Origin of the sequence: Haloplanus sp. HW8-1 (assembly GCF_023703795.1) — an archaeon.
In the GTDB taxonomy this organism is placed as follows: Archaea; Halobacteriota; Halobacteria; order Halobacteriales; family Haloferacaceae; genus Haloplanus; species Haloplanus pelagicus.
In genome coordinates, this window is record NZ_CP098518.1 from 2,963,163 (window position 1) to 2,986,292 (window position 23,130).

Here is a 23,130-nt window from a genome sequence, read left to right on the forward strand (position 1 = left end):
GTGCGGTGTTCGGCCGGTGAAGATTTTATTGCGTCCCGGCAGCCTGACAGTTGTATGCGATACTATCGGTACACGGGAGCCGGAGGCACCAGCCACCTCGCCGTCCGTGACGGCGATACCGCGTACGACCTGACGAGTGTCGCCCCCGAACTCGAGACGTATCGGGACCTCCTTCGGACGGCGTCGGCCGCCGAGCTATCCGCGGACACCCTCGCCGAACGCCACGTCGACGAGGCCGACTCCGTCTCGCTCGACCGCCTTGCCACCGACAGGGGACAGCCCGTGGTGCCCCCGGAGGTGTGGGCCGCCGGCGTGACCTACCGGATCAGCGAGGAAGCGCGCGAGTCGGAAAGCAGTATGCCCGACCTCTATCTCGACGTCTACGATGCCGAGCGACCGGAGTTGTTCTTCAAGGCCACGCCGTCTCGCACCGTCGGCCCCGACGAGCCGGTGGGCGTTCGTGGGGATTCGGCGTGGAACGTCCCCGAACCGGAACTCGGGCTGGTGCTGTACCGGGGCGACGTGGTCGGCTACACGATCGGTAACGACATGAGTAGCCGAACCATCGAGGGGGAGAACCCGTTGTATCTCCCACAGGCGAAGGTGTACGACCGGTGCTGTTCGCTCGGCCCGTGTGTCGCCTCCGCGGATTCGGTGCCGGACCCGACGGATCTGGACATGCGCATGGTCATCCGACGGAACGGGTCGGTCGTGTTCGACGACGAGACGACGACCGCCGAGATGGTCCGTCGCCCCGACGAACTGGTGTCGTACCTGTATCGACACAACACCGTGCCGGACCTCTGTGTCCTCCTCACCGGGACGTCGCTGGTGCCCGAAGACGAGTTTACCCTGAAAACCGGCGACGAGATCCGGATCGAAATCGACCGGATCGGGACGCTGCGCAACGACGTCGTCGACGTCTGAAAGGGGCCCGTCGGGGTACCACGAAGACCTCGATCGCACGCGCTGCCGGAGTACGGTCGAGTCAGCGTGACCGATACACCTCCGATCCGTTCCGTCGGTTCGTTTTCCCCACTCCCCAAGCGAACCCGTAAAGTGATCCAGGATCCTACCCGGAGCTACCGTGAGCGAATCAGGTGGCCCCCTTTCGCCGGACAGACCGGACGCGGAGAAGGACTTCGAGGTCGACGCACCCTTCGAGCCGGCGGGCGACCAACCCGATGCGATAGCGCAGTTGGTCGATGGCTTTCGGTCGGGTATGGCACAACAGACGCTTCTTGGCGTAACGGGGTCGGGCAAAACGAACACCGTCTCCTGGGTCGTCGAAGAACTCCAGCAACCGACGCTGGTGATCGCCCACAACAAGACGCTGGCCGCACAGCTCTACGAGGAGTTCCGGACCCTGTTTCCCAACAACGCGGTCGAATATTTTGTATCCTACTACGACTACTACCAGCCCGAGGCGTACGTCGAGCAGACGGACACGTTCATCGACAAGGACGCCTCGATCAACGACGAGATCGACCGCCTGCGCCACTCGGCCACCCGCTCGCTGTTGACCCGCGAGGACGTGATCGTCGTCGCCTCCGTCTCGGCCATCTACGGCCTCGGCGACCCCGCGAACTACGTCGACATGGCCATGCGCCTGGAGACGGGCCAGGAGATCGACCGCGACGAACTGCTCGCTCGCCTCGTCGACCTCAACTACGACCGCAACGACGTGGACTTCACCCAGGGCACCTTCCGGGTCCGGGGTGACACCGTCGAGGTGTTCCCGATGTACGGCCGCTACGCCGTCCGCGTGGAGTTCTGGGGCGACGAGATCGACCGCCTGACGAAACTCGATCCGCTGGAAGGCGAGGTCAAGAGCCGGGAACCGGCCGCTCTGATCCACCCGGCGGAACACTACTCGATCCCGGAGGAGCGTCTCGAAAACGCCATCGACGAGATCGAGGCCCTGATGGCGGATCGGGTCGCCTACTTCGAGCGCCAAGGCGACCTCGTCGCCGCCCAGCGGATCGAGGAGCGCACCACCTTCGACATCGAGATGCTGCGGGAGACTGGCTACTGCTCCGGTATCGAGAACTACTCCGTCCACCTCTCGGACCGCGAGTCCGGCGAGGCACCCTACACCCTGCTCGATTACTTCCCGGACGACTTCCTCACCGTGATCGACGAGTCCCACCAGACGCTCCCCCAGATCAAAGGGCAGTACGAGGGCGACAAGTCACGCAAGGACTCGCTGGTCGAGAACGGGTTCCGCCTCCCGACGGCCTACGACAACCGCCCGCTCACCTTCGAGGAGTTCCGCGCGAAGACCGACCGGACGCTGTACGTCTCGGCGACGCCGGGCGACTACGAACGCGAGCACTCGGAGCAGGTGGTCGAACAGATCGTCCGCCCGACCTACCTCGTCGACCCCGCGATCGAGGTGGCCGAGGCCACGGGACAGATCGAGGACCTCATGGATCGGATCGACGGGCGGATCGAACGGGACGAGCGCGTCCTCGTCACCACCCTCACCAAGCGCATGGCCGAGGACCTCACCGAGTATCTCTCGGAGGCCGGGGTGGCGGTGGAGTACATGCACGACGAGACGGACACGTTGGAGCGCCACGAACTCATCCGGGGGTTGCGCCTCGGGGAGTTCGACGTGCTCGTCGGCATCAACCTCCTCCGGGAGGGGCTGGACATCCCCGAGGTGTCGCTCGTCGCCATCCTCGACGCCGATCAGGAGGGCTTCCTCCGCTCGGAGACGACGCTCGTCCAGACGATGGGGCGGGCGGCCCGGAACGTCAACGGCGAGGTGGTGCTCTACGCCGACGAGGTGACCGATTCGATGCAGGCGGCCATCGACGAGACGCGCCGTCGCCGCCGGATCCAGCGCGAGTTCAACGAGGAGCACGGCCACGAACCGACGACCATCGAGAAGGCGGTCGGCGAGACCAACCTGCCGGGGAGCGAGACGGACACCTCGGGCGTCACCGGCGACGCGCCGGAGAGCGAGGACGAGGCACGCGCCCGGATCGAGGCGCTCGAAGACCGGATGGCGGCCGCCGCCGACAACCTGGAGTTCGAACTCGCCGCGGACATCCGCGACCGCATCCGCGAACTCCGCGCCGAGTTCGAGTTCGACGACGCCGACGACGGGGTCGCCCCCGAGGTCGACGCCGACTTCTGATCCTCAGCGTTCGTCCAGTCCCTCGCCGTGCCAACCGTCACCAATGTTTATGTACCGAGGGGCGGAATGTAGAACCGTTACGGATGAGTCACGAATCCGATCCGACGCGCCTTCGCGGGGAGGGTCGCTCGACCCCCGAAGGCCCGGCGCCCAAGCGCCTCCTCGGCCGTCTCGAATCGCATCTCGCCGAGTGGCCGCGGCGCTACGTCGACATGCAGGTCGAAGCGCTCGATCCGAAGCAGTAACGCACCCCCGCGCCCAGCGCCCTCTCACGTTCGTCGCAGCCGCCCCGATGTCCGCTCAGCCCAGTCCCGCCGCCATCAGGAACAGCGCCGTCGCGATGACGCCAAAGAGCATCGCGACGAACCGCTTGATCGTCCGGGTGCTGAGCGCGTTCGACACGTAGGGAGCGACCTGTCCGCCCGTCACCGTCGCGGGGACGGTGAACACGACCATGTTCCAGGGCGTCGAGGCGAGCGAGAGCGAGTGGCCGCCGACGATTCCGCCGCCGAACACGTGGACCAGCGACGCGAGGATGGCCGTCAGCGCGACGACGATGTGGTTCGTCCCGATGGCCACCCGCACCGGCACCTTCGTCCCGAGCATCGAGATGATGCCCAGTTCGCCGATGCCGAACCCCGCGAGTCCCTGGAAGGTGCCGCCGATGCTGTAGTTCGCGGCTCGGCGCAGGTAGCCTCCCCGGGTGTACGTGTAGTCGTCACCGTCGCGGTCGACCCGCGTCACGGTGCCGTCCTCGGCCGTCTCGACCCCTGCCGGCCCGAGTTTGTTGCTGTCGTCGGGGAGGTCCGTCCCGGTCGCCGCCGTCCCGCCGTCGGCGGCGGCGCCGTCGCCGCTCCCGTCGCCCTCGCCGTGATCGAGGTTGGTCCTGAACAGCAGATACGCGGCCGCGAGCAAGGCGAGTCCGAGCAGAGCGTGAAAGACGGGTTCGGGGATGACAAAGGAGAGCAGCGCCCCGCCGACGACGAACGGGATCGACCCGCCGACGAGGGACAGCGCCAGCCGTCGGTCGACGAGGCCGTACTGGACGAACGCCACCGACGAACTCGACAGGCCGAAGGCCTCGCTGATCAGTCCGACTTTCACGAGCGTCTCGGGTTCGAGCGGCTGGGCGAAAAGCGGGAAGACGAAGATCAGGAAGGGGACGAACAGTGCGGACCCGCTGATGCCGACGGTGTTCACGATGGTCGCCCCGAGCAGGAAGGCGGGACAGAGCCACCAGAACTCGAGCCAGTAGTCGCCTCCCGCGTCGTTCGGCGCGGGCGCCGCGAAGAACACGCCGACGATGAAGATGACCGGCGCCGCGAAGACGAAGAAGTGCTGGTACTTCAGGAGCCACTTCTGTACGCGGCTGGATGACGAGGTACTCATTGGTCCGTCGGTGTCAGTGGTCGGTGGCCGTCGCCGCCGTCCGCGGGGGACGATGCGACGATACGACGTGGAAACGGGGTTCGTTCGCACGGTCACACCGTGGCACGGCCACCGCCAAGCGACGGGTCATCCCCATCCGGCGGGCCCCCTATCACCGAACGAACCGATCGTGTCGATGTCCAACACGCCGTCGACCGCGTCACGACTCATTGTCGGCCCGGTCGTAGCGCAGTCGGTGTAAAAAACCTTGAGATTCGCCATCACCGTGTGTACGGAGCCCACGCGGCCCGTCGCCCTCGACCGCCGGGAGTCGCCGATCCCCCGACACTGACGGGGGACCCGCCACCATCTTTTTGCCCGCGCCACGCTCATCGGCACGTATGCATCGCGCCTCGCTCGACGTCGAGGACCTACTGAAACTGGTCCTCCTCCTGGTCGTGGTCTGGCTCGCCCTCGAAATCGTCGGCGAGGTGTTCGACATCTTCTTCGGCCTACTCGGCTTCCTCCCGAACGTCCTCGGCCTCCTCGTCGTCGTCCTGATCGTTCTCTGGCTTCTCGACCGAATCTGAGGTCGACGTGTACAGCCTCAACGTCCCCGTGTCCGGTGCCGTCGAACGCCTCGCGGCGGATCTCCACCCGAAACTGACCGGGTTCGACCGCGTCCGTGACCGCCACGCCATCGTCTGCAAACGGTTCGAGGCCGACGAGGCCGACCTCCATCACCTCCGGGAGCGCCTCCGCTCCGCGCTCTCGCCGACGCCCGCCTTCGAGGCTCGGGTGACGGGGATCGACGCCTTCGAGACGCCGACCCACGGTCCGGGGCCGGTCGTCTACCTCGCCGTCGAGAGCCCCGGGCTCCGCGACCTGCACGCGCGACTGGTCGAGGCGTTCGGCGCCGTCGACGACGAACTCGAAGGCCCGGCGTACGTTCCCCACGTCACCCTCGCACGCGACGGTCCCGCCGACGCGGTCGACCGCCTGCTTGCGACGCCCGTCGACCCGATCACGTGGACGGTGTCGGAACTCCACCTCTGGAGTCGCGCCCGGCGCGAGACGGCGTGGAACGTCCCCGTACCCCGCTAGCGCGTCCGCACGCGCATCGGCATGCCGTCCTCGGGATGCATCGTCAGCGATCCCCGGAGATCGAACGGTTCCTCGCGGGCGTACGACAGGCTGTACTCCCGGCCGACGACCGCGAGGATGAGTTTCGCCTCGAGCAGCGAGAACTGCTTGCCGATGCAGTGACGCGGCCCGCCCCCGAAGGGGAAGTGGGCGAACCGGGGGCGGTCGGCCCGCCGCTCCCGCGACCACCGCTCCGGGTCGAACCGCCCGGGGTCGGTCCACCACCGCGGGGAGCGGTGGACCGCCCACTGTGGCAGCATGATCGCCGACCCCTCGGGCACCCGGTAGCCCCCGAGTTTCACGTCGATGACGGGTTCCCGAAACATGACGTAGACGGGGGGGTACAGCCGCATCGTCTCCTGTAGCACCCGGTTCAGGGACGCCAACTCGCGCGTGTCGGCGAACGTCGGCGGGCCGTCGAGCACCGAATCGAGTTCCTCGTGGACCCGCCGCTCTGTCGCCGGGTGTTCCGAGAGCAGGTAGAACGCGTAGGTGAGCGTCAGGGCCGTCGTGTCGTGGCCCGCGAGTAGCATCGTCACCACCTCGTCGCGCAACTGTTCGTCGGTCTGCTCCCCCCGGTTCTGCGCCCGGAGGAGGATCGAGAGGAGGTCCATCGGCGGATCCGCGTCGTCCTCGCTCCCCTCGGTCCCGCGGCGCTCGGCGACGACGTCGGCGACCACGTCTTCCAGTCGCTGGACGGCGGCCTCGTACTCGCGGTTCTCGCGGGTCGGGAGCCAGTCCGGCGTCACGAACCGGAAGGGATTCGGCTCGAACCGCGCACCCAGCGGTTCCAGGTTCTCCTGGATCGTCCGCACCCGTTCCTCGCCCAGATCGACACCCAGCATGGCGTCGGCGATGATCCTCACCGTCAGCCGCGCCATCTCCAGTTCCAGATCGAGTTCGTCGCCCGCCGACCACGAGTCGACCGCCTCGGTCGCGTGTCGGGTCATCGTCTCGGCGATGCCCGCGATCCGCGACATGTCGAACGCGGGGTTGGCGAGGTCGCGCTGTCGTCGCCACTGCTCGCCCTCGCTCAGGAGCAACCCGTCGCCGAGGAGGCGTCCGAGCGCGTCGTCCTGGAACTCCGGTTTCCGGTATTTCCCGTGGTCGCCGACGAGGATCCGCTCGATGTCCTCGGGGTTCGTCGCGATGTACGTCTCCAGCGGTCCGAGATCCACCTGGGTCACGTCGCCGTAAGCCGATTCACACGCCGACAGGAATCCGAAGGGATCCCTGGCGTACTGTCTGCTGTTACCGAAGACGGGCTCTCCACGGGGACCGGGTGGCCGTGACTGCTGACGCATCGCCGGCCGTTAGGAAGGGATCGGCATAAGCGCACGGCCCCGGGCGATTCCCGGTCGCGCCCCTCTCAGACGGTCGCGTCGGGGTCGTGTTTCTCGGCCATCCGTCGCGCCTCGCTCGCGTATCGCTCGCGCCGCGCCGTCTCCTCGACGGGCGTGAGCGTGCCCTCCTCGGCGTCGACGGCCGCGGTGACGCCGCCCGACCGCTCGACGGCGATCGGTGCTCGCTCGATCCGCCGGACCGACTCGCCGTCCGTCGTCGCGTACACCAGCGCGATGAGTCCCTTGTCGTCGTACGTTCGCTCGACGAGCCATAGCCGCGTCGTTCCGTCGTCGCTCATACCCTCCTCAATCGCCGCCACCGGGATTATACCCTCGGTCGTACGGGCTACCGGCGGTCCGCAGCGACCTGCCCGTCGCTTGCCCGCAGTTCGTCGACGCTCCGAGAGAGGTCGTCGATCACCTCGTCGGCCTCGTTGGCTGCGGCCACGATCCGGTCGGCGGCCGCGGCCGTCTCCTCTGCCCGGTCCCGGAGCGTCTCGATGGTCGCGGTGAGTTCCTCGCCGGTCGCCGCCTGGTCGTCGGCCGTCCGGGACACCTCGGCGACGCCGTCGGCGAGTCGGTCGATGGTCTCCGCGATCTCCTCGAAGGTTTCCAGTACGCCGTCGATCTGCTGGCTCGCCTCCTCGATGCGGTCGACGGACCGCGTGGCCGCCTCGACGGTCTCGTCCGTCTGTGTCTGGAGCGTCTGGATGTCGTCGGTGATCTCTTCGGTGTGGTCGTGTGTCTGCTCGGCCAGCGACTTCACCTCCTCAGCGACGACGGCGAACCCGTCGCCGTCCTCGCCCGCCCGTGCCGCCTCGATGTTGGCGTTGAGTGCCAGCAGATTCGTCCGGTCGGCCACCTCCGAGATGACCTCGACGACCGCCTCGATGTCGTCCATCCGGTCGCCGAGGGCGGTCACGTCCTCGACGAGTTCCTCGCTCACGTCCACGACGCTCTCGGTCGCTTCGCGTGCGTCCGCGCTCGCGTCGAGACCGTCGCTGGCCGCGGTCCGTGCCTCGTCGGCCGCCGATTCGACCTCGTCGGTCGTCGCCGCGACCTCCTCGATGCTCGCGCTGAACGACTGCATCTCCTCGGCTCCTTCCTGGAGCAAGCCGTTCTGGTCCTCGACGTTCTCCGCGATGTCGACCGCCGCCGTCGCCGTCCGGTCGATGGCGTCGGCCAGCGACTGCGTCTCGTCGTCGACCTCGCTGGCGAGGCTCTCGAACTCCTCGGCCGTCCGGTTCAACTCCGTGATCACCTCCGCGAGGCGGTCGTCGACCACGCGGTCGTCGGTGTCGAACGATGCCCTGGAATCTAGACGCCCGTCCGCCAGGTCGTGGAGGGTGCCCCTGATCTCGTCGACGAGGTCCGCGACGGCCTCCTGCCGTTTCACCTCGCTCGTCCGATCCCGAATCGCCTGGATGACGGCCACGAACTCACCCTCCTCGTTCAGCGGCATCGACGTGTGCCGGAAGTGGCGCGTCTCGCCCCGCCGGTCGGTCACCGTCTCGTCGGTCGCGTACAGTGACAGCGACTCGTCTTCGAGTTCTACTCCCTCGCGTTCGTCGGCCGATTCGGGCGACTCCAGGACGGTCTGGGCCAGCATCTCCCGCTCGCGCCCGTCGGGGTAAAACACCGTACTCGGCTTCGTCGAGCCGATGGCGACGTCGTCCCCGTTTCCGGAGAACTCCTCGATGCTGTGGTTCCACGCCGCGATGGCACCGCTTCCGTCGAGGATGAACACCGGCATCCCGACGCCGTCGATCAGGACGTCGTCGTCAACGTTCAGTTCCACGGCACGCCCCGCGTCCGCCCCGTCCGTAGCTCCCGTCTCCTCGGACTCCGTCGATTCGATGGTGACGGCGTCGGCGTTCGCTTCGGCACGGCCGCCGTCGGTTCGAATCCGCTCGGGACGAGGCCCGGCCACCGACGGCTGTGATCCTTGCGAGTCGGGAGTGCGATCCATGCTAGAGGCCTTACTACCGCTATTCTTAACGTTTTCCTGCAATTCTCAGCGATGAAAATGGAATCGGACACGTCAAGCTCATCAGTCCGTGGTCGCTACGAGGGCGGTGATGGACGCGAGTGCGGTTCGCGCGCGTGCGGCCAACCTCCCCCGTGATCCGGGGGTCTATCTCTTCTACGAGGCCGACGACGTGCGGTACGTCGGCAAGGCGGTCGACCTCCGGGACCGGGTCCGCTCGTACGCCGATCCGCGGAGTGATCGTATCCGGCGGATGGTCGACCGCGCAGACCGGATCGACGTGGCCGTTACCGACACGGAGACACAGGCGCTCCTGTTGGAGGCGAACCTCATCAAACGCCACCAGCCGCGGTACAACGTCCGGCTGAAAGACGACAAGTCGTACCCGCTCGTCCAGTTCACCGACCACCCGATCCCCCGGATCGAGGTGACGCGGGACCCCGAGGAGGGTGCGACCGTGTTCGGCCCGTTCACCGAGAAGGGGCGCGTCGAGACGGTCCTGAAGGCGATCCGCGAGGTGTACGGGCTCCGGGGCTGTTCCGATCACAAGTATCGGGACCGGGATCGGCCCTGTCTCGACTACGAGATGGGGCTGTGTAGCGCGCCATGCACCGACGAGATCGACGCGGCGTCGTACGCCGATGACGTGCGTGCGGCCCGCCGGTTCTTCGAGGGGGAGACGGGAGTGCTGGCCGATCCACTCCGCCGGGAGATGGCAGCCGCCGCGGAGGAGCAGTCCTTCGAGCGCGCCGCCAACCTTCGGGACCGACTGGAGGCCGTCGAATCGTTCCACGGGGCTGGCGGCGAGGCGGTGGCGTCGCCGGGCGACGAGCGGACGGTCGACGTCCTCGGGGCGGCCGTGGAGGGTGACCGCGCGACGGTCGCCCGCCTCCACAGCGAGCGCGGGCAACTCGTCGATCGCTCTCGACACCGCCTCGACGCCCCCGAGGGCGAGGACCGGATCGGCGCTCTCCTCGCCGCCTTCATCCCCCAGTACTACGCCGACCGGGACCTCCCCGACGCCGTCCTCTGCTCGGAGCGGCCGGCCGACGAGGAGCTGCTCGCGTGGCTGGACGCCGAGGGCGTCTCGCTGCGGGTCCCCGGCGCCGGCCGCGAGGCGAAGTTGGTCGACCTCGCGCTGAAGAACGCCCGGAGTCGCCCGGGCCAAGACGACGGCGGCGCCCGTCTCGCCGAGGCGCTCGGCCTCGACGGCCGGGTCGAGCGCATCGAGGGCTTCGACGTGAGCCACACCGGTGGTCGGGCGGCCGTCGGCAGCGACGTCTGTTTCGTCGACGGGAGTGCGGAGAAGTCGGCCTACCGCCGAAAGAAGCTCACCGATCGGAACGACGACTACGCGAACGTACGCGAACTCCTCTGTTGGCGCGCCGAGCGCGCCGTCGCGGGCGAAGACGACCGTCCCGATCCGGATCTCCTCCTGATCGATGGCGGCGAGGGACAACTGGCCGCCGCATGCGACGCCCTCGCGGAGGCCGGGTGGACGGTCCCGGCGGTGGCACTCGCCAAGGCCGACGAACGGGTAATCACGCCCGACGACGTCCGTGACTGGGACGACGACGCTCCTCACCTGCATCTCCTTCAGCGGGTCCGCGACGAGGCCCACCGGTTCGCGGTCCAGTATCACGGAACCGTCCGCGACGAGGTGTCGACGGCGCTCGACGAGGTGCCGGGCGTCGGCCCCGAGACGCGGCGGCGCCTCCTCCGACGGTTCGGGAGCGTCGAGAACGTCCGGGCGGCGTCGGCCGCGGACCTCCGGAGCGTGACGGGCGTCGGCGAGAAGACCGCCGAGGCGTTGCGACGGCTGTGATCGGTGGTTTCGTCGCTTTGCGGCGGTGGCCGTCTCGACGGGGGTCCTGACTGAGTGGAACCGTGGCGCTCGGGTCGCTTACGCGATCTCGTCGTACTGCTCGGCCAGTTTCTCCGCGGCGTCGTCCATCAACTCGACCTCGTAGTCGTCGAGATCCCACTCGACGACCTCCTCGACGCCGTTCGAGCCGAGTTTGACCGGGACGCCGAAGGCGGTATTCTCGTACCCGAACTCGCCGTCGAGGGCGATACTGCCGGGGAGGACCTCGCCCGTGTCCCGGATCACGGCCTCGACCATGTGGGCGACACCCGTCGCCGGGCCCCACTCCGTCGCACCCTTGCGCTCGATGACGTCCATCGCGGACTCCTGGAGGTTGCCGAGGATCTCCTCGCGTTCGTCGGCCGAGAAGTCGGGGTCGCGCCCGTCGACCCGGACCTTCGAGAAGACGGGGACCTGCGCGTCGCCGTGTTCGCCCAGGATCGTCGCCTCGACGTTCTGCACCGGCGCGTCGAATCGCTCCGAGAGGACGTAGCGAAAGCGCGCCGAGTCGAGTCGGCCACCGAAACCGATCACCGAGTGTCGGTCCCGGTCGCCCGTCTCGTAGAGATGCCGGTTCAACAGGTCGACCGGGTTCGAGGTGGTGATCGACACGAAGTCGTCGTTGTACTCGGCGATCGACGAGCCGATGTCCTCCATGATGGGTGCGTTGTCGCCCGCGAGGTCGATCCGGGTCTGGCCGGGTTTGCGCGGGATACCCGCCGTGATGACCACCACGTCCGATCCCTTGGTCGCCGCGTAGTCGCCCTGCCGGACGACCGTGTTCGAGTCGTAGGCGACCCCGTGGTTCGCGTCGGCCGCCTGTCCCACCGTCTCCGCCTCCATGTCCGGAATGTCGACGAAGACCAGTTCGTCCACGACGTCACGGAGCGCGATGTTGTACCCTGCCGCGGCCCCGACGGTTCCCGCCGCACCGATAATGCTCACTTTCGTCATATCACGTACCTGTGGCGACGGATTCCGATTAAACGCTTCGAAACACCCGGATTCGCCGCACGACCGCCGAACTGGCGTTCGACGAACGTCGATTTCTCTCCGTGCCGTGGGGTTTTTCGACCTCCACCGCCTCCGTCGATCCATGAGCGGCTTCGACAAGGAGGCCGAACGCGAGCGCCTCAGGGAGAAGTACGAACAGGACCAGGAGAAGCGAGCGGCGACACAGCGCATGAGCGAACTCCTCCTGAAGGGTGCGACGATGACCAACAGCCACTGTGATGCGTGTGGCGACCCGATCTTCCGCTACGAGGATCAGGAGTTCTGTCCGACCTGTCAGGCTCCAGACGAGGCCGGAACCTCGGCGTCCGCGTCCGCCGCCGACTCCACGTCGGCCAGCGACGCCACGCCCGCCGACGCCGACGCAACGACGGGGACCGAGGCCACCGAGAACCGGCCGACAGCCGACGCGTCCGACCCCGCCGAGTCGGGCGCGACCCCCGAGCGACCGGCGCCCCCCGCTGTCGACTCACGGGAGCGTCGCCCTGCCCCCGCCACCGGCGCCGACGCCGACGCCGGATCCGGCGCCTCCCTCGACGACGCCCGGGCGTCGCTCTCGCGGACGGTCGTTCGGTTCGCGCGGGCGGCCGAGGAGACGGACGACCCTCGGCGCGCCACGGACCTACTCGCCGCCGCCCGCGAGGCCGCCGAGACGCTCTCGGCGCTCGACGACTGCGGCCGGTTCTAGCGGTAGTCGCTCCCGACCACCGTCCGGATTCGGTCGGCGGTCACCTCTCCGACGCCGCCGACCGCCAGCAGATCCTCCTCGCGGGCCGTCATCACCGCCTCGACGCTCCCGAAGTGCTCCAGAAGCGCACGGGCGGTCACGGGACCGATGTCGGCGATGGCGCCCACGACGTACTCCTGTTGTTCGTCGAGCGTCTTCGCGCTCTTCTCGCCGTGGACGCTGACGGCCCGGTCGCGGGTGGTCTGTTCGCGCTCCGCGAGCACCGCAAGCAGGTCGGTGGTGTCCCCCTCGTCTTCGGTTCGCAGGACGCTCACGCCGAAATCGACCGTGAGCGACGCCAGCGCCCCCCGGATGGCGTCCGGGTGGACGTTGCGCTCCTCGTAGAGTCCCTCGCCTTCCAGCAGGACGACCGGGCGGGCGTAATGCCGCGAGAGGTCGCCCACCTGGTCGAAGAGGGAGCGGTCGCCGCCGGTGAGCGTATCGAGGAAGTCCGCGACGGTCTTGCGCTCGACGGCCACGCGGTCCGAGACGACGTAGTCGCCGACCGCGAGTGTCTCCAGACGCGTCTCGACCCCCTCGCGGGTCGAGAGGTCCCGCGCGATGGCCGAGTCGAGTTCCCGCTGGTCGACGACGACCTCCACGGCCTCGTCGTCGCCCTCGGCGGCCGCGACGACGCCCTCCGGCTCGTCGTCGCCGGGTCGGTCGCCGCCCGCCTCGCCGTCGGCCCCACCATCGCCTTCGTCCGGCCCGAACGCGGCGAGCCCCGGCTGGGCCGCCGCGCCGCCGTCGGCCTCCGCCGTCCCGTCCCCGTCGTCGAACGCGTCCAGCGCCGTCTGGTCGCCATCGAGTTCCTCGGCCATCTCGTCGGCGACCCCTTTCAACTTCGCGAGTTCGTCCTCCATCTCCCGCTCGCGGCGCCGAGAGATCCAGAAGAAGGCCTCGTCGCGGGTGTCCTCGGCCATGAGGACGACCACTCGGCCCTCGTCCTGGCGGCCGGTTCGCCCCTTCCGCTGGATCGACCGGATCGCAGTGGGAACGGGCTCGTAGAAGAGGACCAGATCGACCTCGGGCACGTCCAGACCCTCCTCGGCGACCGAGGTGGAGACGAGCACCTCGAACTCGCCGGCCCGGAACGCATCGAGGGTTTCGCCTTGCTCTTTCTGGGTCATCCCGTCGGACCCGTCCTTGTCGCCCTGGCCGACGAACCGTCGCACGTCGAAGCTCTCGGACAGGAAGTCGGTGAGCGCCTCGGCGGTGTCCCGTGATTCGGTGAAGACGATCACCCGCTCGCCGCCGCCGATGCCGAGCGTCCGGGCCAGCATCACCCGCGTCTGCCGGAACTTGGGGTGGAGGTCGTCGAAGGCCTCGGCCTTCCGCATCGCCTCCCGGACCTTGGGCTCGGCGACCAGCCGCTGGCTCGCCTTCGAGGCGCCGGAGGCGCGCGCGGCGTTGCGCTGGCGCTCGAAGTAGCGCCGGAGCGACTCCACCGACTGCGTCTCCGCGAGTTCGACGGCCCGCCGGAGCTTCATCACCTCGGCGTGGACGGACATCCCCTCGTACCCCTCGGACTGGTCGGCGTCGATCAACTCCTGTAGCTCGCCACGCATCCGGTTGAGGTCCCGCTGGGAGAGGTCCGGGCTCGTGGTGTTCGTGACGCCGAGTTCCTTCAGCGTCTCCAGTCGGTCGACGATCACCTCGTTGATCGCGTCGCGAATCTCCAGCACTGCGTCGGGCAACGTCACCCGCTCCCACTCCACGTCGGTGTCGTGGGTGTACTCGTCGACGTCGGCGTCGTCCTCGGTCATCACCGCCACCTCGCGGAGGCCGAGGTTCTCACAGACCGTCATAATCGCCTCCTCGTCGCCGCCGGGCGAGGCACTCATCCCCGTCACCAACGGCGCCTCGGCGTCGGCGTGGTAGCGTTCGGCGATGTAGACGTAGGCGTAGTCGCCGGTCGCCCGGTGACACTCGTCGAAGGTGCAGTGGGTCACGTCCGCAAGCGAGATGCGGCCGCCGATGAGGTCGTTCTCGACGACCTGCGGCGTCGCGATGACCACCCGGCTCTCCCCCCACAGGTCGGCCCGGTCCTCCGGGCGCACCTCCCCGGTGAAGACGGTGATCGCTTCGTCCGGGAGCGTGAGCGCGTCGCGGTAGAACGCCGCGTGCTGCTGGACCAGCGGCTTGGTCGGGGCGAGAAAGAGCGCGGTTCCCCCGACCTCGTGGAGTCGGTCGGCGGTCACGAGCAGGCTCACCGTCGTCTTGCCGAGCCCGGTCGGCAGACAGACCAGCGTGTGGTCCGCGGCGGCGGTGTCCGCGAGCCGTCGCTGGTACGCTCGCTGCTCGATGACCTCCGACGCGAGGAGGGGGTGCTCGACGTATTCGGCGTCGCCGTCGGTGGCCGCCATCGTGTCGGCTTGGTCGTCACCGGGGTTAAGGGTTGGCGAAGCGCGGTGAAAGTGATATCGCGTCCCGCGACCGCTCGCAGTCAGACGACTCGCTCGCCGTCGTCGTCGTACAGGCGGATGGCGTCGACCGGACAGGTTCGGGCGGCGAACTCCGCGTCGAGTTCCGCGTCGTCGGGCACCTCCCGGACGAACAGGTCCGCCTCCGTCTCCTCGGCGTCGACGAGGTCGGCCTTCCCCTCGTCGCGGTTCTCCTCGAACGCCGCCCACTCCTCGACGCACTGGAACATCCCGATACAGGTGTCGCGGTCGAACTCGACGTGCATACGACGCCGTAGACGGTTCGCGGGCATAGGTGTGGTGGGTCCGGCCGCCGATCGCTCAGTTGGTCGTCGACTTCGAATCGCCGCCGTTGGCCGGCGGTTCGACGCCCTCGACGACCTCCGCGACCGTGGTCTCCTTTTCGGTGTCGACGTGCCAGCGGTCGACGCTGTCCTCGTAGGTGGTGAGACGGTCGCTCACCGCTTCCTTGAGTTCGTCGTCGTTGACGTTCACCTCGAAGATGAACTGGTCCTCGTCCCCACCGCGGGCCGTCTTCTGGACGTTCGCACTCACGAGTTCGTTGTCGAAGTAGTAGGGCGCAAGTTGGGTCATTACCTTGCGGTAGACGGTGTCCTCAACGGCGCGCAGCGCCTTTCGTCCCGCCGAGTCGGCGGCGCGTGCGACGTAGTTGATCGAGTCCTGCCAGTGTTCGACGGCGCTCTCGTTGTCCCCTTTTTCGGCGCGCTCGTAGGATTCGGAGAGCTTCTCGCCCGCCGTCCGGAGGTCCTCGTCCGGGTTCTTCCCGGCCTTCTCGCCTTCGCCCTCGCCGACGCTCGCCTGCTCGGCCGTCTTCTCGTTGACGTCCTCGCCGAGGCGTTCGTGGGACTTCGGACGCCACTCGTCCCACTCCTCGAACGCCTCGCCCTCGGCGCCGTTGTCGCGGAGCGCCCGCGTGATGCGCTCCCCGTGTTCGACGATATCGGCCCACGTTCCCCGGCATTTGAATCCGGACACGCTCTCTTCCATCGCTTGTCAGGCCCACATGGTGTGGTCGTACAAAACCGTTCCGTGCTACCGCCCGTAGGTCAGACGGGTCGCGAACGCGTCGAGACGGCGTTTCACCCGTCCAAGCCACGCGGCCGGGGAGACGGCACGGAGTTGGCGTTCGTCGACCTCGATGCGGGCGTCGCCGAACGGGTCCCGTCCGTCCCCGCCGCCGTCCTCCGACGCCACGCTCACGACCGAACTCATGGCACAACGGCCACAGGCCTCGGTGTCTTTGCCACCCATCGTGCCCCACAGTACGGCCACGATCGGATTAAACCTTGTCGTGCGGGCGACGACGGGCTTTTGCCCCCGCCGCGACAGTACCCGCTCATGGGCTACCACGTCGTCGATTCCGACGAAGTCGACCCGGACCCCGACCGCCCCTGTACGCGCCGGTCGCTGTCCGATCCTGCCGGCCTCACGCGGATGGCGATCAACCGCTACACCGCCGACCCGGGTGAGGAACTCCCGCTGGCCTACCACTATCACGACGAGCAAGAGGAAGCCTTCTACGTTCTCTCGGGAACGCTCCACGTCGACACGCCCGAGGGAACGCTGGAAGCGGGACCGAACGCCCTGGTCACGATCGACCCGGGCAGCCCGCAGTTCGCGTACAACCCGGAGGATGCCGACGAGACGGTCGACGTCGTGGCCGTCGGCGCGCCGCCGGTCGACGGCGACGTCCACGCGTACGAGCCGTGAGCGACGACGACGCCGGCGTCCGAACCGGGACCGACGCCGACGCCAGCGGGACGGAGTCTCCCGACCCCACCGTCCCGGAGGACGTCCCCGAGTGGGACGACGAGTACGTCGACCGGGTGAGCGACCGCCTGATGTTCAACTACGACCTCGAACGCGACTACCGTGTCGACGGCGAGGCGTTCGACCTCTACGGCCGCCTCGAAATCCACACCCAGAAGAAGTTCTTCCACCCCGCGATCACGTACGGCCACCACGCCTCCTTCGAACACCTGTTTCTCCGGCGGGCCGAGAGCGTCCGGGTGGCGGATCTGGAGCGGTTCGTCGCCCTCGCCGACGACCTCGCCGACCGCTGGATCGAGGCCGACGAGGAACATTACGCCACGGAGTTCACCTTCGTCGTCGCCGTCCCGGAGATCACCGACGACGTCCGCGAGTTCGTCGGCTCTTTCTCCGGACGGGAGATGCTGAAGTACGGCTACAACGGCTACTACGAGGCCCACCTCGCCGTCGTCGCCCCCGAGGCCGAGACGGTCGTGACGAGTCGGCGCGCCGACGTGGCCGACGCGCTCACCGTCTGGGAGCCGATCGAATCCTCCCGTCCGGGACCGATCGAACGCCTCAAGCGACGACTCCTGGGCTGAGTCGTCCCACGCTCGTCCGCGTTCCGCGCACGACCGACCGACGCCTAAACCCCACGCGGGCGTACGGCACAGCCCGTGTACCGCACTGTTGTGCTCGTCGTCCTGGTCGCCGTCGCCGGCTGTGCCGGGGCGGGCGACGGCGCCGGGACGCCAACCGAGACGCCGCCGATCCGGGCGACCGCCGCGCCGGCGACGCTCGCGCCCGCCGTCGCCGAGGCGACCGGATACGCCCGGCGACGCGCCGACGCGCCACCTCTGAATACGACGGTCACCGCCCGCATCGAGGGGGACGTGACGCTCCAGACCACCCGGAGGGTGCGGGCGAGGACCGCCCGTCGGGTGTACGTTCGGGAGACGTCCGCCGGGCCGGCGGTCGTCGGACTCTACGCCGTTCCGGCGGTGAACCCCTTCGAGAACGCGGATCTGCGGAAGAACCCGGCCGCTGGTCTGTCGCCACCGACGCTCGCGATCCGTGCCCAGACCGTCTACGCCGACGTGCGCGACGTGTCGCAGTCGGGCGAACGGTCGGTGGCGATGCTCGGTAACGGGACGACGCTGACAACGTACCGTGCGACGGCGACCGACGACGGGGGGTCGCGGGCGGTCGCCGTCGCCGTCGCGACGGTCGCTCACGGCGGCGACTACGTCACCATCGTCGTCGTGACGCCGGCGGGACGGACGGCACCGCTCGATCGGCTGTTCGGAGCGGTCCGCCATCGAAAAGGGTGAGCGGCGTCGGCGTCAGTCGTCGTCGCTCGGTTCGCCGCCGTCGGCGACCGCCGCGCCGGTCCCTCGGGCGTTCCGGATGTTGTTGATGCCCATGTAGGCCAGCGAGAGTGCCAGCCAGACCAGCACCAGTGCGATCACGATCTGAATGCCGGCGGAGGCCATCTCGATGGTCGTCCCTCCGCCCGCCCAGTTACCCTGGATGAACTTCTGATACAGGTTCTGATACAGCGCGAGATACAGCAGGGCGGTGGTCGTGATGACCAGCATGAACGCCATCGGCGCGCCGGTGGAGATGAGCTGCTTCTGGTCGTCCCAGTTGGCGAGCCAGACGGTCGCGACCAGCAGCGCGAGCGCCGCGAGCGTCTGGTTCGCGCCGCCGAAGAGCGGCCAGAGATCCGCCCACCGGCCGGAGGCGACGAGGATGTACGCCGGAATCACCTGCAGGCTGGCGTTGACATAGCGGTTGGCCGCCACTTCCTGTACCTGCGTCTCCGGCGTCCCGACGAGTTCTTCGAGCATGTAGCGGCCGAGTCGAACCGCCGTGTCGGTGCTGGTGAGCAGGAAGCTCACGAGGACGAGCCCCATGAACGGCGCCGCGAGGGACTCCGGAATGCCGAACCCGATGTTGAGGATCAGGCCGCCGCCCGTGGCGAAGTTCGGGAGCGCGAGACCGATGCCGCCGCCCGTCGGCACCTCGGCGTACACCGCCACGGTGACGATGGCGACGGTAGCGAGCAGTCCCTCGCCGAGCATCCCTCCGTAGCCGATGGTCCGGGCGTCCGTCTCCTTGTCCAACTGCTTGGCCGTCGTCCCGGAGGAGACCAGCGAGTGGAATCCACTGATCGTCCCACAGGCGATGGTGACGAAGAGCAAGGGGAACAGCGGCAAGGTCGTTTCGACGAGCGCGCCGCCCCAGAAGCCGGCGTACGCGGGGACGTTGACGGTGAGCTGCTGGCCCGCGCCGGTGAGCGTCCCGACGATCACGGCCAAGAGCGTCCCGCCCACGCCGGCGTACAGCAGGCTCGACGTGAGGAAGTCACGCGGTTGGAGCAACACCCAGACCGGCAGGACGCTGGCGACGAAGCCGTAGACGAGGATCACCGGAATCCACGTCGCGATGTTGACGCTACCCAGCACCGGCGGTAGCGGACTCCCCGACAGCAACACGATGGTCCCCGCGGGGTAGTCGCCCGGTACCAGCGCGAGGGGGTACTGCACGCCGACCCACACGCCGGCGAAGACGGCGGCGACGAACGCCACCGTCCCCGGCAGGAACGGCAAGTCGAGCTGGTAGAGATACACCCCGAACACCAACGCCAGGGCGATGTACACCAGCGACGCCGTCGCGGCCTGTGGGTAGGCGTTGAACACCAGCGCGATCACGAGACCGAACACCGCCACCACGAGGATGATCGTCAGGAACGCGAACCACAGGATCATGTCCTTGCCGCGCTCGCCGACGTACTCCCCGATGATGTAGCCGATCGACTTCCCCTCGTGGCGCATGCTGGCCGTCAGCGCCATGAAGTCGTGAACCGACCCGAACAGTGGGTTGCCGATGGCGACCCAGAGGAACGCCGGGACCCAGCCCCAGACCACCGTCGCGGTGATCGGGCCGACGATGGGTGCTCCACCCGCGATGCTCGAATAGTGATGCCCCAGCAGCACCGGTTTCTTCGACGGGACGTACTCCTGTCCGTCCCGATACTTGTGTGCCGGCGTCTCACGCTCGTCGTCCAGGTCGACGAACTGCGAGAGGTATCGCGAGTACCCCAGATACGCCACCGTGAACGATACCAGCGTGAGCACCACCAGTGTGATAGCCTGTACCATGTGTGTGACCCAGCCTAATTTCAGGAAAAAATATTATTTAAACCTTGGGCATTTGCCCACGAAAGTTGCAATTTCGACTGACTCGCTGGCGCGTACCGTCGGTCGTCGGCAGGCGCGGCGCCGTCTCACACCCCCACGTCGAGTTCGTCGGCAACCTCGGCGAGCAGCGACCCCTTCACCTCGCGGACGCGGGTTTCCACCTCCGCGACCACCGGCGGATCGAACGTCTCGCGGAGTTCCTCGAGGCGTTCACGCTCCGTCGCCACGCGGTCCCGAAGGTATCGTGCGCCGCGGCCGTTCTCGTCGTCGTCCGGTTCCGGCGTCAGTTTGTTCACTGCCAGCCCCCGAACCGTGAGGCCGTGGTCGGTGAGGCTGTCGACGGTCCGTCGACTCTCCTTGATCGACAGTTCGTCGGGGTTGACGACCAGAAAGAAGGCTGCCTCGTCGCGGAGGGTGCGTTTCGCGAACTCGAAGGTTTCCTTGCGCTCCTGGAGGCGGGCGATGATCGGGTCGCCGTCCATCATGCGTCGGGGCTCCTGATTGCCGATGGCCGCGCGTTCGTACAGTTTGACGCTTTTCTTTCGCTTGTGGAGCAGGCGATCGATCCACCCCTCCAGAAACTCCGGCAGCGAGAGGAGCCGAAGCGTTCCGCCCGTGGGCGACGTATCGAAGACGATCCGGTCGTATGGGTCGGCGTCGCGCATCACGTCGACGAAGCGATCGAACAACGCCGCCTCGTAGGCGCCCGGCGTCTGGTGGGCCATCTCGATCTGGCGGTCGATCTCGTTGACCATCGCCGGGCTGACCTGGTCGCCCAGCGCCCGCTTCGTCTCCATCAGGTGTCGCTGGACTTCCTCGTCGGGATCGATCTCCATGACCGACAGCCCCTCGATCCCCTCGACAGGTTGCGGCTCGTCGTCGAACGCTTGGTCGAACACGTCGGCGGTGCTGTGGGCGGGATCCGTCGAGACGACCAGCGTCTCCAGGCCCGCCCGGGCACACTTCCGTCCGTAGGCACTCGACATCGTGGTCTTGCCGACGCCGCCCTTGCCGCCGAAAAAGACGAACCGCTCCATCAGAAGTGGTACTGCTCGCCTTTGCGTTCGAGCAGCGATCCCCGGTTCCACATCCGGCGCTCCCACGCCTCGAACTCGTCTTCGAGATACGGAAGGAGTTCGGCCGTGTAGTACGACACGGGACTCGGGATGCCGAAGGCCTCGGGGAAACACGCGAGCATGAACGTGTCCTCCTGGTCCTCGGCTTCGTGTTCGATCTTCTCGTAGGCCGGGTGACTCACCATGCCGTGATACAGTCCCCGGAGCCACTCCTCGGCCACCCGCCGGAAGTGGGCGATCCGTTCCGCGAGATTCATGCCTTCGACTCCCGTCGGCGCGGAGAAAAACGTATCGTCGGTCGTCCGGCGCGGCCGCACGTCCGCGGGGTTAAGAGGCCGCCCCACCCACGGTTTCCCATGCCACGGGACGCCATCCCCGTCACCATCCTGTGCGGGAGTCTCGGCGCCGGCAAGACGACGCTGCTCAACCACCTACTCCACGAAGCGGGCGACCGCGACGTCGCCGTCCTCATCAACGACATGGGCGAGATCAACGTCGACGCCGATCTGGTGAGTCAGAACGCCGATCTGGCCGTCGAGGGGGGTGTGACCGAACTCTCGAACGGCTGTATCTGCTGTGAACTGCAGGACGACCTCGAAATCGCCGTCGTCCGTCTCGCGGCCGACCGCGATTTCGACCACCTCGTCGTCGAGGCCTCCGGCATCTCGGAACCGCGACCCGTCGCCCGGCTCTTCGCGACGGGGTCGCGGGCCGCCGCCCGGTACGAGGTCGCCTCCATCGTCGCCGTCGTCGACGCCCGCCAGTTCCACGACGCGTTCGGCGACGCGGGCGCTGCGACCCGCCGAGGCGCGCCCGACGACGCGACCCGTCCGCTCTCCGATCTGCTCGTCGAGGACGTGGAAGCCGCGGACTTCGTCCTCCTGAACAAGACGGATCTGGTCACCGCGGCGGAACTCGACGCCGTCGAGGAGATGGTGCACGCCCTCCGTCCCGACGCCGAGATCCACCGGACGGAACACAGCCGCGTCGATCCGGAACGGCTCCTGCGGTCGCGCTACGACCCCGAGGCGGTCGAGCGAGCGGGCTGGAAGCGGGCGCTGGATGCGGACGGGAACGCGGGCGACGAGCCAGGACACGCTCACGACCACGACCACGCTCATCCCGAGACCGTCTACGGCGTCACCTCGTTCACCTACCGCCGCCGCCGCCCGTTTCATCCCGAGCGGTTTCGCGCCACGCTCGCCGACCTTCCCGCCTCGGTGATCCGGGCCAAGGGGACCTGCTGGGTCGCCAGTGGCGCCGATCTGGCCTACTCGATGCACCAGGCCGGCCCCTCCGTCCGCGTCGAGGCGACCGGCCCCTGGATCGCGAGCCTCCCCGAGTTCGAACGGGACGCCTACCGGCGAAACCATCCGGACCTCGACTGGGACGACCGGTGGGGCGACCGTCGCGTCGAACTCGTGTTCATCGGCCGGGGGATGGACGAGGAGGACCTGATCGCGGCGCTCGACGACTGCCTGCTCACCGACGCGGAGCTATCGGACTCGTGGGACGCGTTCGAGAACGCCTTCCCGACCGAGGCCGACGAGGAGTGGGTGGTCGTGGAGCCGACGCCCTAGCAGGCACACCCGGTCGATCCGGGCGACCGCTCGAACGTCATCGCCTCGCCACAGGCGGGGCAGGCCGGCGGTTCGTCGCCCTCGACGTCCAGATCGAGGCGCCGTTCCTCGCAGTCGTGACACCAGTACGCCCCCTTCGACTCCCCGCGCTCGTCGCCGCGGTTCGTCGACGAGGACGAGGCCTGCAGCGTCTCGGTGATCGTGTCGATCAGTCCCATAGTGAACGAATCACACGCGGACGGCTAAAGGCTCGCTCGGTTGTCCGCGGGCCGCGCACGGCCGTCACTCCTCCCCGCGTTCCGGGTTCCCGCCCCGCGGTTCCGGCACGGCGGACCGTTCCGACCGTGACGCCCACCGGGCGCCGAGGGCCGCCCCCGCGACGACGCCGCCGACGATGCCGACCGGTCCGAAGACGCCACCCAGCATCCCGAGGACGCCCGCGACCACGACGGTCACGAGGTCACGCCAGTCCATGGACGTACGTGGACGC

The 23,130-nt window shown here is 68.1% G+C and carries 25 protein-coding genes; 11 read left to right on the plus strand and 14 right to left on the minus strand.

Annotation, left to right across the window (positions count from 1 at the left end):
• The first annotated feature begins 54 nt into the window (after positions 1-54).
• The 3 genes from NBT82_RS15440 to NBT82_RS15450 all read left to right on the plus strand — a co-directional run bounded on the left by NBT82_RS15440 (position 55) and on the right by NBT82_RS15450 (position 3,390).
• The gene (locus NBT82_RS15440; protein ID WP_251328997.1) at positions 55-927 is read left to right on the plus strand and encodes a fumarylacetoacetate hydrolase family protein; all 873 of its coding nucleotides are present in this window, start codon (positions 55-57) and stop codon (positions 925-927) included.
• A gap of 160 nt (positions 928-1,087) precedes the next feature.
• Positions 1,088-3,145 carry an excinuclease ABC subunit UvrB gene (gene uvrB, locus NBT82_RS15445; RefSeq protein WP_251328998.1) on the plus strand — a complete coding sequence of 686 codons (2,058 nt, stop codon included), beginning with the start codon at positions 1,088-1,090 and terminating at the stop codon, positions 3,143-3,145.
• An 83-nt stretch (positions 3,146-3,228) separates the two neighbouring features.
• Entirely contained in the window at positions 3,229-3,390 is a 162-nt protein-coding gene (locus tag NBT82_RS15450) for a hypothetical protein (protein ID WP_251328999.1), read from the plus strand.
• A gap of 55 nt (positions 3,391-3,445) precedes the next feature.
• Here the strand turns inward: NBT82_RS15450 and NBT82_RS15455 are convergent, their stop codons facing one another.
• Positions 3,446-4,534 carry a sulfite exporter TauE/SafE family protein gene (locus NBT82_RS15455; protein WP_251329000.1) on the minus strand — a complete coding sequence of 363 codons (1,089 nt, stop codon included), beginning with the start codon at positions 4,532-4,534 and terminating at the stop codon, positions 3,446-3,448.
• Between the two features lie 380 nt (positions 4,535-4,914).
• Here NBT82_RS15455 and NBT82_RS15460 point away from each other — a divergent pair, with 380 nt between their 5' ends.
• Both NBT82_RS15460 and NBT82_RS15465 read left to right on the plus strand, forming a co-directional pair.
• Entirely contained in the window at positions 4,915-5,103 is a 189-nt protein-coding gene (locus NBT82_RS15460) for a DUF7554 family protein (RefSeq protein WP_251329001.1), read from the plus strand.
• A gap of 7 nt (positions 5,104-5,110) precedes the next feature.
• Positions 5,111-5,617, plus strand: coding sequence for a 2'-5' RNA ligase family protein (locus NBT82_RS15465; RefSeq protein ID WP_251329002.1), 507 nt, complete (start codon positions 5,111-5,113; stop codon positions 5,615-5,617).
• On the opposite strand, the gene NBT82_RS15470 is transcribed toward NBT82_RS15465, so the two are convergent.
• The 3 genes from NBT82_RS15470 to NBT82_RS15480 form a co-directional block, all read right to left on the minus strand.
• Positions 5,614-6,960, minus strand: a complete 1,347-nt coding sequence (locus NBT82_RS15470) for a cytochrome P450 (RefSeq protein WP_251329003.1) — start codon at positions 6,958-6,960, stop codon at positions 5,614-5,616. The genes NBT82_RS15465 and NBT82_RS15470 overlap by 4 nt on opposite strands.
• Before the next feature lie 65 nt (positions 6,961-7,025).
• Positions 7,026-7,298 carry a DUF7967 family protein gene (locus NBT82_RS15475; protein ID WP_251329004.1) on the minus strand — a complete coding sequence of 91 codons (273 nt, stop codon included), beginning with the start codon at positions 7,296-7,298 and terminating at the stop codon, positions 7,026-7,028.
• 47 nt (positions 7,299-7,345) lie between these two features.
• Entirely contained in the window at positions 7,346-8,968 is a 1,623-nt protein-coding gene (locus tag NBT82_RS15480; protein ID WP_251329005.1) for a methyl-accepting chemotaxis protein, read from the minus strand.
• Between the two features lie 109 nt (positions 8,969-9,077).
• Here NBT82_RS15480 and NBT82_RS15485 point away from each other — a divergent pair, with 109 nt between their 5' ends.
• A complete protein-coding gene (locus NBT82_RS15485; protein WP_251329006.1) occupies positions 9,078-10,811 on the plus strand; it encodes an excinuclease ABC subunit C in 1,734 nt (577 codons plus the stop codon).
• Positions 10,812-10,889: 78 nt separating this feature from the next.
• Here NBT82_RS15485 and mdh read toward each other — a convergent pair whose 3' ends face one another.
• Positions 10,890-11,804 (minus strand): malate dehydrogenase, encoded by a 915-nt coding sequence (gene mdh, locus NBT82_RS15490; protein ID WP_251329007.1) that lies wholly within the window; start codon positions 11,802-11,804, stop codon positions 10,890-10,892.
• 142 nt (positions 11,805-11,946) lie between these two features.
• Between mdh and NBT82_RS15495 the strand changes: the two genes are divergently transcribed.
• Positions 11,947-12,549 carry an Sjogren's syndrome/scleroderma autoantigen 1 family protein gene (locus tag NBT82_RS15495; protein WP_251329008.1) on the plus strand — a complete coding sequence of 201 codons (603 nt, stop codon included), beginning with the start codon at positions 11,947-11,949 and terminating at the stop codon, positions 12,547-12,549.
• Here the strand turns inward: NBT82_RS15495 and NBT82_RS15500 are convergent.
• The 4 genes from NBT82_RS15500 to NBT82_RS15515 all read right to left on the minus strand — a co-directional run bounded on the left by NBT82_RS15500 (position 12,546) and on the right by NBT82_RS15515 (position 16,283).
• On the minus strand, positions 12,546-14,954 hold the full coding sequence (locus tag NBT82_RS15500) for a DEAD/DEAH box helicase (protein WP_251329009.1): 2,409 nt from the start codon (positions 14,952-14,954) through the stop codon (positions 12,546-12,548). The two genes, NBT82_RS15495 and NBT82_RS15500, sit on opposite strands and share 4 nt — an antisense overlap.
• An 80-nt stretch (positions 14,955-15,034) precedes the next feature.
• Positions 15,035-15,277, minus strand: a complete 243-nt coding sequence (locus tag NBT82_RS15505) for a ferredoxin (protein ID WP_251329010.1) — start codon at positions 15,275-15,277, stop codon at positions 15,035-15,037.
• A 55-nt stretch (positions 15,278-15,332) separates the two neighbouring features.
• Positions 15,333-16,019 (minus strand): DUF5828 family protein, encoded by a 687-nt coding sequence (locus tag NBT82_RS15510; protein WP_251329011.1) that lies wholly within the window; start codon positions 16,017-16,019, stop codon positions 15,333-15,335.
• Positions 16,020-16,064: 45 nt separating this feature from the next.
• The gene (locus NBT82_RS15515; RefSeq protein ID WP_251329012.1) at positions 16,065-16,283 is read right to left on the minus strand and encodes a DUF8007 family protein; all 219 of its coding nucleotides are present in this window, start codon (positions 16,281-16,283) and stop codon (positions 16,065-16,067) included.
• 87 nt (positions 16,284-16,370) lie between these two features.
• Here NBT82_RS15515 and NBT82_RS15520 point away from each other — a divergent pair, with 87 nt between their 5' ends.
• The 3 genes from NBT82_RS15520 to NBT82_RS15530 all read left to right on the plus strand — a co-directional run bounded on the left by NBT82_RS15520 (position 16,371) and on the right by NBT82_RS15530 (position 18,112).
• Positions 16,371-16,742, plus strand: a complete 372-nt coding sequence (locus tag NBT82_RS15520; RefSeq protein ID WP_251329013.1) for a cupin domain-containing protein — start codon at positions 16,371-16,373, stop codon at positions 16,740-16,742.
• Complete coding sequence (locus NBT82_RS15525) at positions 16,739-17,383, plus strand: DUF8052 family protein (protein WP_251329014.1); 645 nt, start codon at positions 16,739-16,741, stop codon at positions 17,381-17,383. The genes NBT82_RS15520 and NBT82_RS15525 overlap by 4 nt, the downstream gene beginning before the upstream one ends.
• A 75-nt stretch (positions 17,384-17,458) precedes the next feature.
• A complete protein-coding gene (locus NBT82_RS15530; RefSeq protein WP_251329015.1) occupies positions 17,459-18,112 on the plus strand; it encodes a DUF6517 family protein in 654 nt (217 codons plus the stop codon).
• A gap of 12 nt (positions 18,113-18,124) precedes the next feature.
• Here the strand turns inward: NBT82_RS15530 and NBT82_RS15535 are convergent, their stop codons facing one another.
• From NBT82_RS15535 to NBT82_RS15545, 3 genes are all read right to left on the minus strand, one after another.
• Positions 18,125-19,945: a carbon starvation CstA family protein gene (locus NBT82_RS15535; protein ID WP_251329016.1), complete on the minus strand. Its 1,821-nt coding sequence runs from the start codon at positions 19,943-19,945 to the stop codon at positions 18,125-18,127.
• A gap of 125 nt (positions 19,946-20,070) precedes the next feature.
• Positions 20,071-21,021, minus strand: a complete 951-nt coding sequence (locus tag NBT82_RS15540; protein WP_251329017.1) for an ArsA family ATPase — start codon at positions 21,019-21,021, stop codon at positions 20,071-20,073.
• Positions 21,021-21,317 (minus strand): DUF7990 family protein, encoded by a 297-nt coding sequence (locus NBT82_RS15545; protein ID WP_251329018.1) that lies wholly within the window; start codon positions 21,315-21,317, stop codon positions 21,021-21,023. Before NBT82_RS15545 ends, NBT82_RS15540 begins: the two co-directional genes overlap by 1 nt.
• A gap of 99 nt (positions 21,318-21,416) precedes the next feature.
• Between NBT82_RS15545 and NBT82_RS15550 the strand changes: the two genes are divergently transcribed.
• Positions 21,417-22,640 carry a CobW family GTP-binding protein gene (locus NBT82_RS15550; protein WP_251329019.1) on the plus strand — a complete coding sequence of 408 codons (1,224 nt, stop codon included), beginning with the start codon at positions 21,417-21,419 and terminating at the stop codon, positions 22,638-22,640.
• On the opposite strand, the gene NBT82_RS15555 is transcribed toward NBT82_RS15550, so the two are convergent.
• Positions 22,637-22,858 carry a zinc-ribbon domain-containing protein gene (locus tag NBT82_RS15555; RefSeq protein ID WP_251329020.1) on the minus strand — a complete coding sequence of 74 codons (222 nt, stop codon included), beginning with the start codon at positions 22,856-22,858 and terminating at the stop codon, positions 22,637-22,639. The two genes, NBT82_RS15550 and NBT82_RS15555, sit on opposite strands and share 4 nt — an antisense overlap.
• 64 nt (positions 22,859-22,922) lie before the next feature.
• A complete protein-coding gene (locus NBT82_RS15560; RefSeq protein ID WP_251329021.1) occupies positions 22,923-23,114 on the minus strand; it encodes a hypothetical protein in 192 nt (63 codons plus the stop codon).
• Between the last annotated feature and the right edge of the window lie 16 nt (positions 23,115-23,130).